Here is a 19,988-nt window from a genome sequence, read left to right on the forward strand (position 1 = left end):
AGGATAGGGATTCTTTACGCTCTGAGCTTTCAATGAGTTCAGGATCAAGGGAATGGCTTCCAGCGTATTGAAAGCGAATGATTCAATAGCCAGCGTTTTGCGCCGTTACCTGCCAGTGCTTATTGGCACGACGGTCATGGCGATTTTGTCGGGCATCCTGGTGACAGTATTGGATGATTCGACCTATCTGCGCAGGTTCGACCCGTCGCTCAAAGCACAGATGTCCGGCTGGAGTCTTATTACGCTGGCGGCTGTTCTAGTATTTTCCAGTGTGATGATGGTGCGTGGGCGGCACTGGGCGAGCATTGTCCTGGCAGGCTATTTTGCGCTGTGTCTGATGCTGGTGGTACCGAGCATTCAGTACCACCCCCATAGCCTGGCCTATTCGTTGGGGGTCGTGTGCCCGTTGTGCGGATTGCTTCTGCTCAATACCGAGCGCCACCGCGAGATGCGCCAAAAGCTGTTTGAACTGCGTGTCCAGCGCTGCGGGGCCAGGCGTTCAGTCCTTGAGGATGCCTGATGGCCTCTGTGGGTTGGAACTGCCCGATTCCAGCGGGCCACATATGGCACGTGGGTCGCGGATGGCTTTTCCAGGACCGACACGTGGGTATTTCAGTTTCTGGACTTGGGGTCGTGATATGACAGACATAAATAACAGGCAACTCTATTCGCAGGTTGGGATTTACTCGCAGGCACCGAGCGTTTCACCAGAAAACGAGTACAAGGCAAAGTCAGACAAAGAGATCGCAGCGCTCTTCGGCAGCAACTTCGACTACTTTGAGCCTAAAGATGGCTTGGTGTCGCAGGATAAATTACGCACTATAGCGAATCGTCCGGTGCCGAGTGGTAATACAATTCATGATGCCATGACAATGTTGGCGCGTGAGATTATCAGTCGCGGTTCACTCAACTATCGTTTGGATAAAGTAGACGGTGAGTATAAAGGACCGGCCGATGGGATGATTAGTCTTAAAGGTATTGAATACGAGATCGCCTCCAACTCGAATAAGGAACCTCCCACGGATAATCGCTTTGCAGGCGCGCCCCGTAGCTTCAATAATTCGGTGGGGAACGCGAACCGCGGCCTGATGAATCCTGTGCAGAATCTTTCGATGGCACCTCAAGGGTTCAGCGGTCAGCCTGAGCCTGCAGAGCTGCCCTATGCCAAAATTGCCACTGATTTTGTAAACAACTTTAAAGAATTTCAGGACGCCGATGGTTTCGTGTCGATGGCTAGCATCGCGGCTATCGCCTATTGCCCTATGCCAGATGATCCTTTCGCCGACCGGATGATCTGGCTAGCCCAGGCAATCATGAGCAGTCCGCTGATGAGATTCATGTTGGACTCGAAGACACAAAACGGTCAACAGGATGGCCTTATCAGTTTCTCTGATGCGCAGGGGGTAGCTGAGCATTTCAATGGTGCGCCCAACTTTTCGACTGGGCAACAATTTCCTGTTGGACGAGGAGCTTACCAACCGTCCATGTATTCAGGGCTTAATGATTTTCCGCCTCAGTCGTATGGGCAGGTTTTTCCACAGCAGCCGCCGTCGCATGAACAAGCCATGGCTCAGCAGCCATATTATAATAATGGCCCCCTTCAGGAAGTTACGACGACCAGCAATAATCGTTATGCCTACGATAGCGATGAGGGATTTTCCAAAAAATTATTGCCCTACTTCGGCGTGCTGGAAGATCCCGCCACACCGGGTTATATATCCGATAACTCGCTTCGTTCAGTCGCATCGGGTTTCCGACCGGACGGGAGTAGGGCGACTTTAGAAGAACAAGAGATTGCTGAAAACTTTATGAGTCGAGGTGGTTTCTTTAAAAAACTGGACCGAGGCTCCAGCGGCAAACTTGATGGCCTGATCTCTCGTTCGGATCTGGGTGGATTTGCAACGGATTATAGCGGCTCAACTGATCACGATGTATTGAAGGGTATAAAGAAATATTTTCATGAGTACACGGCCGGGAAGGATGATGCTTATGTTAATTTCAATGAATTGCGAGAGGCTGCGGGCGAAATTCCGTCGACACGCACCTTCCCTGATGAAGCGCGTGAATATGCAAAAGAGTTTCTAAAACGTGTCGATCTGGCGGATAAGACCGATGTTGGGGTGTCCTGTTGGGGGTTGTTCAATGGTAAACGGGATGAGCGTTTTGATATGGACAACCTTGATTACATGCTCGACCAGACAAAATGAACGCCTGATTGCAGTCAGTGTCAACTGACTTGACCGTGGTCGGCGGCCGCCAGATGCCGCCGGATCACCCTCGCATGATGCCGCGTTCGGCGCTTTACAGCACCTGTCATGGTAGATACGCATGGGTTTTTTAAGCGGCGGCGATTCGCGCTTCCTGGGCTGCGGTGCTTATGTTGGTGATAGTATCAATCATGCGGACGATCGGCGGCGAACGGTCAGTTATCACGGGCTTCTCTCGCGGTATTTACCAAGACGGCGCTGACCATCGAGAGATCACGCATCGTCCGCAGGACATGCACACTTACCTGGCCTGGCTGTCTTGCATGCTTTTACTGCCTGATTCTTATCCCGGAAATTCGAGTCCCCATGCAAGTCACTCAACAACGGCCGCTGTGGCAGATCTACCTGTTCTTTCTGGCACCCATGGTGCTCTCCAACTTTCTGCAAAGCTTTTCCGGCACCCTCAACGGTATCTATGTCGGCCAGATGCTCGGCACCCACGCGCTGGCGGCGGTATCGGGCATGTTCCCCATCGTGTTTTTCTTCATTGCCCTGGTGATTGGCCTGGGAGCCGGTGCCTCGGTGTTGATCGGCCAGGCCTGGGGGGCCCGGGAGACGGGACTGGTCAAGGTAATCACCGGCGCCACGCTGACCCTTGGCGCACTGATAGGCTTGTTCGCTGCCGTACTCGGGGGGCTGTTTGCCCGCCCCGCGTTGCAGGCCCTGGGAACCCCCGTCGATGTGCTGGACGATGCGGTGGGCTATGCCCAGGTGATGATGCTGATCATGCCGCTGCTGCTGGTGTTTATTCTCTATACCCAGCTGCTGCGCGGCGTCAGCGACACGGTTTCGCCGTTGCTGGCGCTGATGGTGTCGACGCTGGTGGGCTTGGTGCTGACGCCGGCGTTGATCCGCGGTTGGATCGGCCTGCCGCCCATGGGTATCCAGAGTGCGGCGTACGCCGGGCTGGCGGGTAATGCGTTGGCGATGCTGTTCCTGATTCTGCGCCTGCGTCACAAGCACCATGTGATGGCGCCGGATCGCGACATGCTCGCCGCCCTGCGCCTGGACCGGGTGATTCTCGGCAAGGTCCTGCGCATCGGCCTGCCCACCGGTCTGCAAATGGTGGTGTTGTCACTGTCGGAGCTGGTCATCCTGGCGCTGGTCAACGGCCACGGCTCCCAGGCAACGGCGGCGTACGGTGCGGTGACGCAGATCGTCAATTACGTGCAGTTTCCGGCGCTGTCGATCGCCATCACCGCCTCGATCCTGGGGGCGCAGGCGATTGGCGCCGGACGCCTGGAGCGCATCGGGCCGATCCTGCGCACCGGGTTGTTGATCAACACCGGTCTCACCGGTGGCCTGATCGTGCTCGGCTACGGGTTGTCGCACTGGTTGCTGGGGCTGTTCATCACCGACGACACCGCGCGCATCAACGCCGAGCACCTGTTGCACATCATGCTGTGGAGCATCCTGGTGTTTGGCTTCCAGGCCGTGATCGGCGGGATCATGCGCGCCAGCGGCGTGGTGTTGATGCCGGTCGCCATTTCGATTTTCTGTGTGCTGTGCGTGGAATTGCCGGTGGCGTACCTGTTCAACGCGCACTTTGGCCTCGAAGGGGTGTGGATGGCGTTTCCGGTGACTTACCTGGCTATGCTGGTGCTGCAGACGGCCTATTACCGATTGGTATGGCGGCATAAGCAGATCAAGCGGCTGGTGTGATACAAGGTTGCCCACACAAAGGAGAGAAGGCGCTTCAGCAATGGCAAACCCCTACGCCGCGTTGTTCCAGGTGCCGGGCGCTCGCGCTTTTGTCCTGGCGGGCATGCTGGCACGCATGCCGATCTCCATGACCGGTATTGGCCTGATCACCATGCTCTCGCAGGTGCATGGCGGTTATGGTCTGGCGGGCTCGGTGGCGGCGGTATTCGCGTTGGCCACGGCGTTTTGCGCGCCGCAGGTATCGCGTCTGGTGGACCGCTACGGCCAGGGCAGGGTGCTGCCCATCGCCGCCCTGATTGGCGGTGGCGCGTTGTTGATGGTGCTGCTGTGCACGCGTTTGCAGGCGCCGGACTGGACGTTGTTCCTGTTCGCCGCGCTGGCTGGCTGCATGCCCAACATGTCGGCCATGGTGCGGGCACGCTGGACCGAGTTGTACCGCGGCCAGCCCAAGCTGCAAACCGCGTTCGCGCTGGAGTCGGTGCTCGATGAAGTGTGCTTTATCATCGGCCCGCCCATTTCGGTCGGCCTGAGCGTGGTGCTGTTTGCCGAAGCCGGGCCGCTGGTGGCGGCGCTGTTGCTGGCGGTGGGCGTGACCACGTTCGTGCTGCAACGCGAGACAGAACCGCCGGTGCATCCACATCACGACCACCATGGACGCTGGCTGATTGCCTCACCTTCGGTGCTGATCCTCATGACCCTGTTGCTGGCCATGGGCGTGATCGTCGGTGTGGTGGATGTGGTCAGCGTCGCCTTTGCCCAGCATCAGGGCCAGCCCGCGGCGGCGAGTATCGTGCTGTCGGTGTACGCCATCGGTTCCTGCCTGGCCGGCCTGGCCTTCGGCACGCTCAAGCTCAAGGCCTCGTTGTCTCGGCAGTTTCTGTTCTGCGGCGTGGCCACGGCGTTGACGACGTTGCCGTTGCTGTGGGTGACCGATATTCCGGGGCTGGCCGTGGCGATCTTTATCTCCGGTCTGTTTTTCGCTCCGACCCTGATCGTGTCCATGGCGCTGGTGGAGCAAGTTGTCCCACCGAGCCGCCTCACCGAAGGCATGACCTGGCTGATCACCGGCCTGAGCATCGGCGTGGCGATTGGCGCCGCGAGCTCAGGCTGGATGATTGACCACTCCGGCGCCGCCAGCGGGTTCTGGGTGGCGCTGGCGGCGGGGCTGGTGGTGTTGGGTTCGGCTGTGCTGGGGTTTCGGCGGTTGGGTCGTCAGCCAATCGCCGGACAATGATGTTGTAAAAACTCATTCAGCGCCTGGCGGGTCAGGTCGTTCAACGTCACTTTCTTGCGGTTCGCCGCCAAGGCCGCAGCCAGGTGCAGGTCATGGCCGACGCGTACGTTGAAGGAGCCCTTGCAAGGCTTTTCCGGCGTTTGCCCCAGGGAATGGCAGGTTGCGAGGTAATCGTCCACCGCCTCTCTGAAGGCCGCGTCCAACTCGGCGACGGTTTTGCCTTCGTAGCTCACCAGTGCCTTGATGAACAGGATTTTGCCGAACAGGCAATTGTCTTCGAGGCTGGCTTCGATGGAGCCGATGTAGCCTTTATATTTCAGCTGATTGTTCACTGAATCAGTTCTCCTGATTTCAATTGTTCGATGATCTGGCGCCGAATGTAGTGTTTCAGTTCGTTGCCGGGGTGAGGCTTGTGCAGGGTGATCAGTGCACTGGGGTCGCCGATATCGAATTTGACCCGGCTTCCAGCCCCTTCAATCTGTGTGTAGCCCAGTCGGCGTAACAGCGTTACGAGCTCGGACCAGGTGAAGGCCATGTGCTCATTGAGCAGTTTGGCGAGCAGCTTTTCATTTTTGGACACGGCGTTCCCTGCGTGTAACTAAATGTAGTTGCAAAAAGTGGTGTGCGTCAATGCTAGCTCGGGTTGATGTGTCTTTCTTGAGATTGATGTAACCCTTGATGACACCTCGCCTGCTGCCCCCCATTCCTCGCTAATTTTTCCCTCTCCGGTTCGTTTTATAGGGACGACGTGCCTTTGTGCTTCCTGCCTATTGCTCCGGACTCCAACAAATGAATGCTGAAGACTCCTTGAAACTTGCTCGCCGGTTTATCGGGTTGCCCCTGGAAAAACGCCACGTGTTCCTGCAGGCCCTGCAGAAAGAAGGTGTGGATTTTTCAAGGTTTCCGATTCCGGCGGGGGTGGAGGCAGAGGACCGCCAGGCGCTGTCCTACGCGCAGCAGCGCATGTGGTTTCTCTGGCAGTTGGATCCGGGCAGCGGCGCCTATAACCTGCCCGGCGCCGTACGCTTGAAGGGTGTGCTCAGCCTGGACGCGCTGGACCACGCGTTCGCCAGTCTGGTGGCGCGTCACGAAACCCTGCGCACGGTGTTTCAGCGTCAGGCCGATGAGCGTTTGGCCCAGGTTGCGGTAGACCCTGCTGTGGCGGTCGAACAACTGGATCTCAGCGCCTTGGCGCCGGCTGCACGTGAGCAGGCGGTCAACGAGGCCGCCACCCGGCAATCCCTGCTGCCGTTCGACCTGGAACACGGCCCGCTGCTGCGCGTGCAACTGCTCAAGCTCGATGCGCACGAGCACGTGTTGCTGCTGACCTTGCACCACATCGTCTCCGACGGTTGGTCGATGAATGTGTTGATTGACGAGTTCATCCGTTTCTATGACGCCCACGAGCGCAACGCGGCGCCGCAACTGCCTGCGCTGGCGATCCAGTACAGCGACTATGCCCTCTGGCAGCGCCGCTGGCTGGAAGCCGGCGAACAGGCGCGCCAGCTGGAGTACTGGCAGGCGCGCCTGGGCGATGAACATCCGGTGCTGGAGCTGCCGACCGACCGCCCACGTCCGGCCATGCCCAGCTACCAGGGTACACGCCACACCTTCGAGGTCGACCCGGCGCTGGCCACGCAACTGCGCACGTGCGCGCAAAAGCACAACGTCACCTTGTTCATGCTGCTGCTCGGCGCCTTCAATGTGTTGTTGCACCGGTACACGGGGCAGGGCGATATCCGTGTCGGTGTGCCCATCGCCAACCGCAACCGCACGGAAGTCGAAGGGCTGATCGGCTTCTTCGTCAACACCCAGGTGCTGCGCACCGAACTGACCGGGCAAACCCGTGTGGCCGAACTGCTGCAAGGCATCAAGGAACACGCCCTGGGTGCCCAGGCCCATCAGGAGTTGCCCTTCGAACGCCTGGTCGAGGCCTTGAACGTCGAGCGCAGCCTGAGCCATACGCCGCTGTTCCAGGTGATGTACAACCATCAACCGGTGGTGGCGGACATCGCCTCCGTCAGTACTGCCTCCGGCCTAGAACTGGCCTTGGTGGAATGGCAAGGCCGTACCACGCAGTTCGACCTTACCCTCGATACCTATGAAAAGTCAGGCACCTTGCATGCCGCGCTCACTTACGCCAACGATCTGTTCGATGCGCCTTCCATCCAGCGCATGGCCCGACATTGGATCAGCCTGTTGCAGGCAATGGTGGCCGACGGCGAACAGCGCATCGGTGAATTGCCGATGCTGGACGCTGACGAGCAGCAGCTGGTCAAGGCCTGGAACCAGACCGCCGCGGCGTACCCGACCGAGCGTGCGATCCATCATCTGATTGAAGGCCAGGCGCAACGTACGCCGGATGCGCCAGCGCTTGCATTCGGTGAGCTTACCCTGACCTATGCCCAGCTTGACGCGCGCGCCAACCAGTTGGCCCATGCATTGCGCGAGCGAGGCGTCGGCCCGGACGTGCTGGTGGGGATCTGTGTCGAGCGCTCCATCGACATGATCGTGGGCCTGTTGGCCATCCTCAAGGCGGGCGGCGCCTACGTCCCGCTGGACCCGGAATACCCTGGGGAGCGCCTGGCCTACATGATCGAAGACAGCGGCATCGAGCTGCTGCTCAGCCAGCAGCATTTGCTGGCGCGACTGCCGACCGCAGGCCTCCAGGTGATTGCCCTGGATCAGCCGGACAACTGGCTCGACGCCTACAGCACCGAGTCCCCGAACGTCACCCTCCACGGGCTGAACCTGGCGTACGTGATCTACACCTCCGGCTCTACCGGCAAGCCCAAGGGCGCCGGTAACAGCCATCGCGCGCTGGTCAATCGTCTGTGCTGGATGCAGCAGGCCTACGCACTCGATGCCGGCGACGCAGTGCTGCAGAAAACGCCATTCAGCTTCGACGTTTCCGTCTGGGAATTCTTCTGGCCGCTGATGAACGGCGCGCGCCTGGTGGTCGCCGCGCCGGGCGAGCACCGTGAGCCGGCACGCTTGATCGAGACCATCAAGCGGCACGCCATTACCACCGTGCATTTCGTGCCGTCCATGTTGCAGGCGTTCATTTATGAGCCAGGCGTAGGCGCCTGCGCCAGCCTCAAGCGCATTGTCTGCAGCGGCGAAGCCTTGCCGTTGGACGCCCAGCGCCAGGTGTTCGCCAAGCTGGCGAATACGGCCTTGTACAACCTCTACGGCCCGACCGAAGCCGCCATCGACGTGACCCACTGGACCTGCATCGACGAAGGCGCCGACAGCGTGCCCATTGGCCGGCCGATCGCCAACCTCGGCACCTACGTGCTCGATGCCCAGCTCAACCCGGTGCCGGCCGGTGTCTCGGGTGAGCTGTACCTGGGCGGCACTGGACTGGCGCGCAGTTACCACCGGCGCCCGGCGCTGACCGCCGAGCGCTTTGTGCCGAGCCCGTTCGTGGCCGGCGAGCGCTTGTACCGAACCGGCGACCGTGTGCGTCAGCGCGCCGATGGGGTGATTGAATACCTTGGCCGCCTCGACCACCAGGTCAAGCTGCGCGGCTTGCGCATCGAACTGGGCGAGATCGAAACGCGCCTGATGCAGCACCCGCAGATACGCGAAGCAGTGGTCGTGGTGCACGGCGGCAAGCAACTGGTGGCTTATCTGGTCCTTGAAAGCGACGCCCCCGACGACCTCAAGGCCTGGCTGCTCGGCAGCCTGCCGGAATACATGGTACCGACCCACTTCATCACGCTGGCCAAGCTGCCGGTGACCGCCAACGGCAAGCTCGACCGCAAGGCACTGCCAGTGCCGGACGCTGCGCCGCAACAGGCCTTCGCCGCTCCGGAAAACGCCCTGCAACAAGCCTTGGCCGCGATCTGGAGCGACGTGTTAGGCATCGAGGCCGTGGGCCTGGACGATAACTTTTTCGAGCTGGGCGGCGATTCGATCATTTCCATCCAGGTGGTCAGCCGTGCGCGCCAGGCCGGCATCCGCCTCAGTCCGCGCGACCTGTTCCAGTACCAGAGCGTGCGCGGTCTGGCGCTGGTGGCGCGTGTCGACGAACTGAATGCGATCGATCAAGGCCCGGTCAGCGGTGAGGTCATCCTGACGCCGGTGCAGCAGGACTTTTTTGCCCAGGCGATCCCCGCGCGTCATCACTGGAACCAGTCATTGCTGTTGACCCCGCGTGAAACCCTGGAGCCCGCCCGGCTCGACGCGGCGGTGGTGCAATTGATCCAGCATCACGATGCCCTGCGCCTGCGCTTCGTGGCGCAGGCCGAAGGTTGGCAACAGCACCACGCCGACCCGGCGAGCGCATCGGTGGTGTGGCAGGCGCGTGCCGGCAGCGAGGCCGAACTGGCCGCGCTGTGCGATGAGGCCCAGCGCAGCCTGGATCTGGAGCAAGGCCCGCTGCTGCGCGCCGCCCTGGTCGACATGGCCGACGGTACCCAGCGCTTGCTGCTGGTGGTGCATCATCTGGTGGTGGACGGGGTGTCCTGGCGCATTCTGCTGGAAGACCTGCAACAGGCTTATCGCGAACAGAAGTTGCCGGCCAAGACCAGCGCCTATCAGCGCTGGGCGCAGCAGTTGCAAGACCATGCGCAGGCCCTCGATCACCAGCTGTCGTACTGGCAGGCACAATCCATCGATGCCGAGTTGCCGTGCGATCACCCCGAGGGTGGCCTGCAAAATCGCCTGGGCGCCAAGCTTGAAACGCGCCTTGATGCCGAGCACACACGCCAATTGCTGCAAGAGGCGCCGGCAGCCTATCGCACCCAGGTCAATGACCTGTTGCTGACCGCCCTGGCGCGGGTGGTCAGCCGTTGGAGCGCTCAACCCGCCGCGCTGATCCAGCTGGAGGGTCATGGCCGCGAAGACCTGTTCGATGGCATCGACCTGACCCGCACCGTCGGCTGGTTCACCAGCCTGTTCCCATTGCGCCTGCAAGCGGATGGCGAGCTGTCCGGTGCGATCAAGGCGGTCAAGGAGCAACTGCGCGCCGTCCCCGAAAAGGGATTGGGCTATGGCCTGCTGCGCTACCTTGGAGCGCCACAAGCCCGCGAGTCCCTGGCCGGGCTGGCCGCGCCACGCATTACCTTCAACTACCTGGGCCAGTTCGACCGTCAGTTCGATGAGTCGGCGCTGTTCGTACCGGCCGGCGAGGGCAGTGGACAGGCTCAGGACCCCGAGGCGCCGCTGGCCAACTGGCTGACGGTGGAAGGGCAGGTGTATGGCGGTGAGTTGGCCTTGCAGTGGGGCTTCAGTCGCGAGATGTTCGACACCTCGACCATCCAGCACCTGGCGGATGAATACGCCGCTGAACTCAAGGCCCTGATCGAGCATTGCTGTGCCACACCGGCCGGGCAAGTCACGCCGTCGGATTTCCCCCTGGCGCGCGTCACCCAGGCGCAACTGGATGCATTGCCGCTGGCCGGGCCGGCCATCGCGGACCTTTACCCCTTGTCGCCGATGCAGCAGGGCATGCTGTTCCATACGCTGTTGGAGCCCGAAGCCCAGGCCTATATCAACCAGTTGCGCCTGGACATCGACGGCCTCGATCTGCTCGCGTTCGGCCGCGCCTGGCAGGCCGCGCTGGACCGTCACGACATCCTGCGCAGCAGCTTCCATTGGCAGGGCCTGGACAGCGCGCATCAAGTGATCCAGCGCCAGGTCGACCTGCAACTGCAAGTGATTGAAGACCCGCGTGCCGATTTTGATGCCCTGGCCAGCGCCGAGCGTGAACGCGGCTTCGAACTCAATGCCGCGCCGCTGTTTCGCCTGATGCTGGTGCGCGGCGCTGGGACCACCTGGCAGCTGGTTTTCACCAGCCACCACATTCTCATGGATGGCTGGAGCAACGCCCAGTTGCTCGGCGAAGTGCTTGCCCATTATGCGGGCCAGGCCGTGCCCGCACCGCTCGGGCAATTTCGCGATTACCTGGGCTGGCTGCAACAGCAAGGCAGCGGCGAAGCATTCTGGAAAGCCGAGCTGGCACCATTGCAGGCGCCGACCCTGCTGGCCCAGGCGCTGCGCGCGCCGGTTGGCGGTGCGGGGACTGCAGAGCATCACGTCGTGCTGGGCAGTGACTTCACCCACACCCTCGGTGAGTTCGCCCGCCAGCACAAGGTCACCCTCAACACCCTGTTGCAGGGCGCCTGGAGCCTGCTGCTGCAGCGCTACACCGGGCAGGCGTGCGTGGCCTTCGGCGCCACCGTGGCCGGGCGTTCCGCGCCGCTGCCGGGGATCGAGCAGCAGTTGGGCCTGTTCATCAATACCTTGCCGATCATCAGCGCCGCTTCGCCGGCGCAATCGGCCGTCAGTTGGCTCAGCGAGTTGCAGGCGCTGAACATCAACCTGCGCGATCACGAGCATGTGCCGCTCTACGACATCCAGAGCTGGGCCGGCCAGCAAGGCGCCGCGCTGTTCGATACGCTGCTGGTGTTTGAAAACTTCCCGGTGGCCGAAGCCCTGAAACAAGGCGCGCCGGCCGGCCTGACCTTCGGGCCGATGCATAACCATGAGCGCACCCATTACCCGCTGACCCTGGGCATTGAACTGGGTACCAGCCTGCGCCTGGAGTTCAGCTACGACCGCACACAGTTCAGCCAGTCTCAGGTCACGCGGCTGGGCGACAACCTGCACCATCTGCTGGAACAACTGTTGGCAGACGCCCGCATCCCTCTGGGCAATCTGCGCCTGCTCGACGCCATCGCGCAGCGCGACGTGCTTGCCCTCAGCCAGTTGCCGGCGACCGCCCGAGGTCATCAACACGCCCATGAGCGCATCGCGGCCCAGGCCCAGGCCACACCGGACGCGCTGGCGGTGCAGGCCGGCAGCCAACGCTTGAGCTACGCCCAACTCAACGCTCGGGCCAACCGCCTGGCCCATCGCCTGCTGGCACTGGGCGTCGGCCCCGGCCAGCGCGTGGGCCTGGCGTCGCGGCGCGGTCCGCAACTGATCGTCAGCCTGCTGGCGGTACTCAAGAGCGGCGCGGCCTATGTGCCGCTGGACCCGAAATACCCGGCCGAGCGCCTGGCCTACATGCTCGCGGACAGTCGCCTGGACCTGCTGCTCAGCGAAACCGGCTTGCTGACCGATGTGCCGTTGCCGGCCGGGCTGACACGAATCGGGTTCAGCGCCACGGGGGACGAGCTGGCCACCTGGCCGGCAACCAATCCGGCCAATCACGCGGCGGCGGCGGACCTGGCCTACGTGATCTACACCTCCGGTTCCACCGGCCAGCCCAAAGGCGTGGCCATCGACCATGCCGCCCTCGGCCAGTTCTGCGACAGCGCCGTGGTGTACAGCCAACTGAGCGCGCAGGACCGCGTGCTGCAGTTCGCGACCTTCAGCTTCGACGGCTTTGTCGAGCAGTGCTACCCGCCGCTGTGCGTGGGTGCGGCGCTGATCATGCGTGGCGATGACCTGTGGGACGCCGGGCAACTGGCGCGGGAAATCGTTGCACAGGGCGTGACCCTGGCCGACTTGCCCGCCGCCTACTGGTACCTGCTGGCCAAGGAATGCGCCCTGGACCGCCGCGCCCTGGGCCAGCTGCGCCAGGTGCATGTGGGCGGTGAAGCGATGTCCGTAGAAGGCCTGCGCGCCTGGCATGCTGCCGGGCTGGGCGGTGTGCGGCTGGTCAACACGTATGGGCCGACCGAGGCGACGGTGGTGTCCAGCGTGCATGCGTGCCAACTGGAGGATGCCGGCGACGCGTTCGGTGTGCCGATCGGGCGCGCGATTGAAGGGCGCTCGCTTTATGTGCTCGACAGCGGTTTCGAACTGCTGGCGACCGATGGCGTGGGTGAGTTGTGCATCGGCGCCGAGGCCGGTCTGGCCCAGGGCTATTTCGACCGTCCGGCGCTGACCGCCGAGCGCTTCCTGCCCGACCCGTTTTCCGCATTACCCGGCGCGCGACTCTACCGCAGTGGCGACCTGGCCCGTCACAACGAGGCGGGTGCGCTGGAGTACGTCGGGCGCATCGACCATCAGGTGAAGATTCGCGGCTTGCGTATCGAGATGGGCGAAATCGAGGCCGGCCTGCAAGCCTTGCCCCAGGTGCGTGAAGCAGCCGTATTGGCGCTGCCGAGCGCCACCGGTACGCAATTGGTGGCGTACGTGGTGCCCGCCGAGGGCATCGCCTTGGACAGCCAGGCACTGGCGGCCCGTTTGCGTCAGTCGCTGCCGGACTACATGGTGCCTGGGCAGTGGGTGGTGCTCGATGCCTTGCCACTGAACAACAGCGGTAAGCTCGACCGCCGCGCATTGCCGGCGCCGGACCTTAACTTGCACGCCCAGGCTTACGTGGCGCCCCGAACCCCGCTGCAGATCCAGTTGGCGGCGATCTGGCAGGCGGTGTTGCAGGTTGAGCAGGTCGGCCTGGAGGATCATTTCTTCGAGCGCGGCGGCCACTCGTTGCTGGCCACCCAGGTGATCTCCCGGGTGCGGCATGCGCTCAACCTGGAAGTGCCGTTGCGCGCACTGTTCGAACAGCCGACCCTGCACGCGTTTGCCGCCGCCTGCGCGGCATTGCAAGTGAGCACGGCGCAGCCCTTGATGGCGCTTGAACGCGACCAGCCGCTGGCGTTGTCCTTCGCCCAGGAACGCCAATGGTTCCTCTGGCAACTGGACCCCGCCAGCGCGGCCTATCACGTTCCAACGGCCCTGCACCTGCGCGGCCGGCTGGACATCGCCGCGCTGGAGCACGCGTTCCAGGCCCTGGTACAACGTCATGAGCCGCTGCGCACCACCTTTGTCGAGCAGGGCGAGCAGACCCTGCAGGTTATCCAGCCAGCCCTGGCAGTGACCATCGAGCGCCAGCGCGTCGAGGTGACGGCGATCGAACAGGCGGTGGCCGAGGAAGTCCGGCGTCCCTTCGACCTGCGCAGTGGCCCGCTGATGCGGGTCAAATTGCTGGAAGTGGCGACGCAACACCATGTGCTGGTGATGACCCAGCATCACATCATCTCCGACGGTTGGTCGATGCAGGTGATGGTCGATGAGCTGGTGGCACTCTACCAGGGCGACGGCGCATTGCCGGCGTTGCCAATCCAGTACGCCGACTATGCCCAATGGCAGCGGGACTGGATGGCGGCCGGGGAAAAACAGCGCCAGCTCGCTTACTGGTGCGCGCGCCTGGGCAGTGAGCACCCGGTGCTGGCGTTGCCACTGGACCATCCGCGCCCGGCGGTGCAAAGCCATCGGGGCGCGCGTCGGCAGATCCAGCTGGACAGCGCGCTGGTGGCCGAACTCAAGGCGTTGGCCCAGCGTCAGGACGTGACCTTGTTCATGTTGCTGCTGGCCTCGTTCCAGACCGTGCTGCATCGCTACAGCGGACAGTCCGAAATCCGTGTCGGCGTGCCGATCGCCAACCGCACGCGCCTGGAAACCGAACGGCTGGTGGGTTTTTTCGTCAACACTCAGGTACTGCAGGCCGAACTGCAGGGGCAAATGCCTTTCGCGCAGTTACTGGCCCAGGTCAAGCAGCGCGCCCTCGAGGCCCAGGCGCATCAGGACCTGCCGTTCGAACAACTGGTGGAAGCCTTGCAGCCCGAACGCAGCCTCAGCCATAACCCGCTGTTCCAGGTGATGTTCAACCATCAGGACAGCCTGCGCGCCGGCCCCGTGCACTTGCCGGGCCTGGCATTGCAGGCGCTGGACTGGGCCGCTCACACCACCCAGTTCGACCTCAACCTGGAAACCGAAGAATCCGCCGATGGCCTGTGGGCGTCGCTGACCTACGCCACCGACCTGTTCGAGCCGGCGACCGTGGAACGCCTGGCCGGGCATTGGCATAACCTGCTGCGCGCCGTGGTGCGCGATGAATCACAGGCGCTCGACGAACTGGCGATGCTCAGCGCGCCGCAATGGCAGCAAATGGTTGCAGACTGGAACCACACGCCCGCCGACTACCCACATGAGCACTGCGTGCACCAGGTGTTCGAGGCGCAAGCGCTCGCCCGGCCGGATGCCGTTGCACTGCGCTTCAATGACGACAGCCTGAGCTACGCCGAACTCAACCGCCGGGCCAATCGCCTGGCGCACCGTTTGATCGCGGCGGGCGTCGGGCCCGACGTGCTGGTGGCTGTGCATGTGGAGCGCTCCCTGGACATGGTGGTCGGCCTGTTGGCGACCCTCAAGGCCGGCGGCGCCTACGTGCCGCTCGACCCGCAGTTTCCGGCGGAGCGCCTGGCGTTCATGCTCGAAGACAGCGATGCCAGGGTGCTGCTGACCCAGGCGCATTTGCGCGGTCGTCTCGTACAGCCCCAGCACCTGCAGGTGCTGCTGACCGACGACGGCGACGGTGACGCACACAATCCTCAGGTGCACGTCACGCCGCAACACCTGGCCTACGTCATCTACACCTCCGGCTCCACCGGCACGCCCAAAGGCGTGATGGTGCGGCACCAGGCGTTGTGCAGCTTTACCTGCGGCATGGCCGATACCTTGTCCATTGGCGGCGATGCACGCCTGTTGTCGTTGACCACGTTCTCATTCGACATCTTCGCCCTGGAGCTCTACGTGCCGCTGAGTGTCGGTGCGACGGTGCTGCTGAGCGAACAGGCCATGGCCCTTGACCCGGAAGCCATCCTCGACCTGGCTCACAACCAGGTGGCCAGTGTGCTGCAGGCCACGCCGTCGACCTGGCGCATGCTGCTCGACAGCCCGCGTGCGCAGCTGCTGCTCGGTATCCAGTGCCTGTGCGGCGGCGAAGCGCTGCCGGCCGACCTGGCCCGGCGCCTGCTCGATCTGCAAGGCCCGGTGTGGAATCTCTACGGGCCCACGGAAACCACCATCTGGTCGGCGGCCCATCGTCTGCACGAGGCCCAGCCTTTTGTCGGGCGGCCCATCGCCAATACCTCGCTGTTCATCCTCAATGCCGGGCTCACCCCAAGCCCGCAAGGCGCGGCCGGTGAACTGCTGATCGGCGGGGTCGGCCTGGCGCGCGGTTATCATGCGCGGCCGGCGCTCACCGCCGAGCGTTTTGTACCGGACCCGTTTGGCGCGCCGGGCGCACGCCTGTACCGCACCGGCGACCTGGCGCGTTACCGCGAGGATGGCGTGGTCGAGTACATCGGCCGCGTCGACCATCAGGTCAAGGTGCGCGGCTTCCGGATCGAGCTGGGTGAAATCGAAGCCTGCCTGCGTGAGTACCCGGGCGTGCGTGAGGCGGTGGTGCTGGCAGACAACGACCGCTTGATCGCCTACCTGGTGACGACCTCTGCGGTGGATTCACAGGCCTGCAAAGCCGCGCTGCGCGAACAACTGCCGGACTACATGGTGCCGGCGCACTTGCTGGTCCTCGACCGTCTGCCGCTGACTCCCAACGGCAAGCTTGACCGCAAGGCCTTGCCCAAGCTTGATGCAGGTCAATTGCACAAGGGTCACCTGGCGCCCGTCACCGCCCGCGAACAACAGGTCGCGGCGATCTGGGCCGAGGTGCTGGAGGTGCCGCAGGTCGGCCTCGACGATCACTTCTTCGAGCTGGGCGGGCATTCCCTGCTGGCCACTCGGGTGGTGTCGCGGGTGCGTCAGGCATTGGCGCTGGAAGTCGCGCTCAAGACCCTGTTCGAGCAGCCCCTGCTGGGTGATTTCGTGCGCGCGCTGGGCGAGGAGGGCAGCACCGCACCGGCGCTGCTCAAGGCCGACCGCACGCACCCCTTGCCGTTGTCCTATGCCCAGGAGCGCCAATGGTTCCTGTGGCAACTGGACCCGCAGAGCGCCGCTTACCACATCCCCAGTGCCTTGCGTTTGCACGGCCCATTGAATGAGGCCGCACTGCAGCGCAGTTTCGACAGCTTGCTGGCCCGCCATGAAAGCCTGCGCACCCATTTGCGCCAGGAGGTCACTGGCGCGGTGCAGGTCATTCAAGCGTTGGGCCGGATCGAGATCGAGCGGGGCGCCTGCGACTATGCCGACCTCAAGGCCACCGTCGCTGCCGAGGTCGCACGTCCTTTCGATCTACTGCGCGGGCCGCTGTTGCGGGTCACGTTGTTGCGCCTGGCCGAGGAGGACCATGTGCTGGTGCTGGTGCAGCACCACATCGTCTCCGATGGCTGGTCGATGCAAGTGATGGTCGAAGAGCTGGTGCAACTGTACGCCGCGTTCAGCCAGGGTCAAACCTCCGACCTGCCGGCCTTGCCGATCCAGTACGCCGACTATGCCGTATGGCAACGCAACTGGATGGAGGCCGGCGAGCAAACGCGTCAACTGGCCTACTGGCGTGAGCAGTTGGGCGGCGAGCAACCGGTGCTGGAGCTGCCGTTCGACTTCCCGCGCCCGGCGCTGCCAAGCCATCGTGGTGCGCGCCTGGGCATCGAGTTGGCGCCAGGACTGCTGGAAGGCTTGCGCACACTTGCCCGCAATGCCGGTGTCACCTTGCCGATGGTGCTGTTGGCGTCCTACCAGGCGCTGTTGCATCGCTACAGTGGCCAGGAAGACGTACGCGTCGGCGTGCCGGTTGCCAACCGTAACCGCCTGGAAACCGAGGGCCTTATTGGTTTCTTCGTCAACACCCAAGTGCTCAAGGCCGAGCTTCACGGGCAGATGAGCGTCGAGCAGCTGCTGCGCCAGGTGCGCCAGCGTTCCCTGGACGCCCAGGCCCATCAGGACCTGCCGTTCGAGCAACTGGTGCAAGCGCTGCACCCGGAGCGCAGCCTCAGCCTGAGCCCCTTGTTCCAGGTGCTGTTCAACCACCGCGTGACGTCCGCCGAGCGTCAGTTGCAGCAGCTTGTCGACCTGCACATCGAAGTCCTGAACTGGGATGACGGCGTGGCCCAGTTCGACCTCGCGCTGGATGTGGAAGAAACCCCGACGGCACTGCTTGCTTCCCTGAGCTATGCCACCGACCTGTTTGCGCCCGCCACCATTGCTCGCATGGCCGGGCATTGGCAGAACCTGTTGCAGGCGATGGTTGCCGATCAGGCTCAAGCCATCGGCCAGTTGCGCATGTTGGATCAGGACGAGCAGCAGCACATCCTGCAATTGTGGAACTGCACCGATGCCGGCTACTCGGCGCAGCGACTGGTGCATGAACGGGTCGCCGACCGTGCGCGGGAAACCCCGGATGCGGTGGCGGTGAAGTTCGCCGACGAGCAGCTCACTTACGGCGAGCTGGATCGCCGGGCCAACCGCCTGGCCCACGCCCTGATTGCCCGTGGCGTCGGCCCGGAAGTGCGCGTGGCCATCGCCATGCCGCGCAGCGCCGAGATCATGGTGGCGTTCCTCGCCGTGATGAAAGCCGGTGGCGTGTACGTGCCGCTGGACATCGAATACCCGCGTGATCGCCTGCTGTACATGATGCAGGACAGCCGGGCGCAACTGCTGCTCAGCCACACCCGCGCCCTGGCGCAATTGCCGATTCCCGCTGGGCTGGAGACCCTGGCCATTGACCGCACCGAGCAATGGGCGCACGGCAGTGACAGCGCGCCGAACGTCGTGCTGGACGCCGACAACCTTGCCTACGTGATCTACACCTCCGGCTCCACCGGCATGCCCAAGGGCGTGGCCGTTTCCCACGGTCCGTTGGTCGCACACATCATCGCCACCGGCGAGCGCTATGAAACCCGCCCGGCCGATTGCGAGCTGCACTTCATGTCCTTCGCCTTCGACGGTTCCCACGAAGGCTGGATGCACCCGTTGATCAACGGCGCCAGTGTGCTGATCCGCGATGACAGCCTGTGGCTGCCGGAATACACCTATGCGCAGATGCATCGGCACAACGTGACCATGGCCGTGTTCCCGCCGGTGTACCTGCAACAACTGGCCGAACACGCCGAGCGCGACGGCAACCCTCCAGCGGTGCGGGTGTACTGCTTCGGCGGTGATGCCGTGGCCCAGGCCAGCTACGACCTGGCCTGGCGCGCGCTGAAGCCGACCTACCTGTTCAACGGCTACGGCCCCACCGAAACCGTGGTCACGCCGCTGTTGTGGAAGGCGCGCAAGGGCGACCCTTGCGGTGCCGTTTACGCACCCATCGGCACCTTGCTCGGCAACCGCAGCGGCTACGTGCTGGACGCGCAGCTCAACCTGCAACCCATCGGCGTGGCCGGTGAGTTGTACCTGGGCGGCGAGGGCGTGGCCCGGGGGTACCTGGAACGTCCGGCGTTGACCGCCGAACGTTTCGTGCCGGACCCGTTCGGCAAGCCCGGCAGCCGCGTGTATCGCAGTGGCGACCTGACCCGTGGGCGTGCGGATGGCGTGGTGGACTACCTGGGTCGCGTCGACCATCAGGTCAAGATCCGTGGTTTCCGTATCGAGCTGGGCGAAATCGAAGCGCGTCTGCGCGAACAGGACAGCGTCGGCGAAACCGTGGTGGTGGCCCAGGAAGGCCCCACCGGCAAGCAGTTGGTGGCCTATGTGGTGCCGGTCGATGCCACCCTGGCCGACCAGGCCGAGTTCCGTGACAGCCTGCGCCGCGCCCTGAAAAGCGGCCTGCCGGATTACATGGTGCCGGCGCACTTCGTGTTCCTCGCGCAGATGCCGCTGACCCCCAACGGCAAGCTCGACCGCAAGGGCCTGCCATTGCCCGATGCCAGCCAGATGCAGCAACAGTACGTGGCGCCGCACACCGAACTGGAGCAGCAGATCGCCGCGATCTGGGCCGAGGTGCTGCACCTTGCGCAAGTGGGCCTGAACGACAACTTCTTCGAAGTGGGCGGGCATTCCCTGCTGGCCATCCAGATCACCTCGCGGGTGCAGGCCGAACTGGGCCTGGACGTGCCGCTGATGGAACTGTTCCAGACCGAATCGCTGCGCGCCTACGTGCAGGCCGCAGCCACCTTCCGCGCCGGCAGCGTGGAAGATTTTGATGATCTTCGTGACTTTTTGAGCGAACTAGAGGCGATTTGAAC

Annotated in this window: 7 protein-coding genes; 5 read left to right on the top strand and 2 right to left on the bottom strand. The window is 63.3% G+C overall.

All coding sequences use genetic code 11. The annotated features are described in order from the left end of the window. Positions 1-52 precede the first annotated feature (52 nt). The 4 genes from TU82_RS05035 (at position 53) to TU82_RS05050 (ending at position 5,163) form a co-directional block, all read left to right on the top strand. Positions 53-520, top strand: coding sequence for a hypothetical protein (locus TU82_RS05035; RefSeq protein WP_057722031.1), 468 nt, complete (start codon positions 53-55; stop codon positions 518-520). Between the two features lie 118 nt (positions 521-638). Beyond that, positions 639-2,207: a hypothetical protein gene (locus tag TU82_RS28870; protein WP_169794954.1), complete on the top strand. Its 1,569-nt coding sequence runs from the start codon at positions 639-641 to the stop codon at positions 2,205-2,207. A gap of 366 nt (positions 2,208-2,573) precedes the next feature. Continuing rightward, positions 2,574-3,929 carry an MATE family efflux transporter gene (locus tag TU82_RS05045; protein WP_057722032.1) on the top strand — a complete coding sequence of 452 codons (1,356 nt, stop codon included), beginning with the start codon at positions 2,574-2,576 and terminating at the stop codon, positions 3,927-3,929. 40 nt (positions 3,930-3,969) lie between these two features. Then, positions 3,970-5,163, top strand: coding sequence for an MFS transporter (locus TU82_RS05050; RefSeq protein WP_057722033.1), 1,194 nt, complete (start codon positions 3,970-3,972; stop codon positions 5,161-5,163). Here the strand turns inward: TU82_RS05050 and TU82_RS05055 are convergent. Together TU82_RS05055 and TU82_RS05060 are read right to left on the bottom strand one after the other, a co-directional pair. After that, the gene (locus tag TU82_RS05055) at positions 5,142-5,495 is read right to left on the bottom strand and encodes a type II toxin-antitoxin system HicB family antitoxin (RefSeq protein WP_057722034.1); all 354 of its coding nucleotides are present in this window, start codon (positions 5,493-5,495) and stop codon (positions 5,142-5,144) included. The two genes, TU82_RS05050 and TU82_RS05055, sit on opposite strands and share 22 nt — an antisense overlap. Further along, entirely contained in the window at positions 5,492-5,743 is a 252-nt protein-coding gene (locus tag TU82_RS05060; protein ID WP_057722035.1) for a type II toxin-antitoxin system HicA family toxin, read from the bottom strand. Before TU82_RS05060 ends, TU82_RS05055 begins: the two co-directional genes overlap by 4 nt. A gap of 209 nt (positions 5,744-5,952) precedes the next feature. Here TU82_RS05060 and TU82_RS05065 point away from each other — a divergent pair, with 209 nt between their 5' ends. Further along, entirely contained in the window at positions 5,953-19,986 is a 14,034-nt protein-coding gene (locus TU82_RS05065) for a non-ribosomal peptide synthase/polyketide synthase (protein WP_057722036.1), read from the top strand. Positions 19,987-19,988: the final 2 nt, after the last annotated feature.

This window comes from Pseudomonas orientalis (assembly GCF_001439815.1).
Taxonomy (GTDB): Bacteria; Pseudomonadota; Gammaproteobacteria; order Pseudomonadales; family Pseudomonadaceae; genus Aquipseudomonas; species Aquipseudomonas orientalis.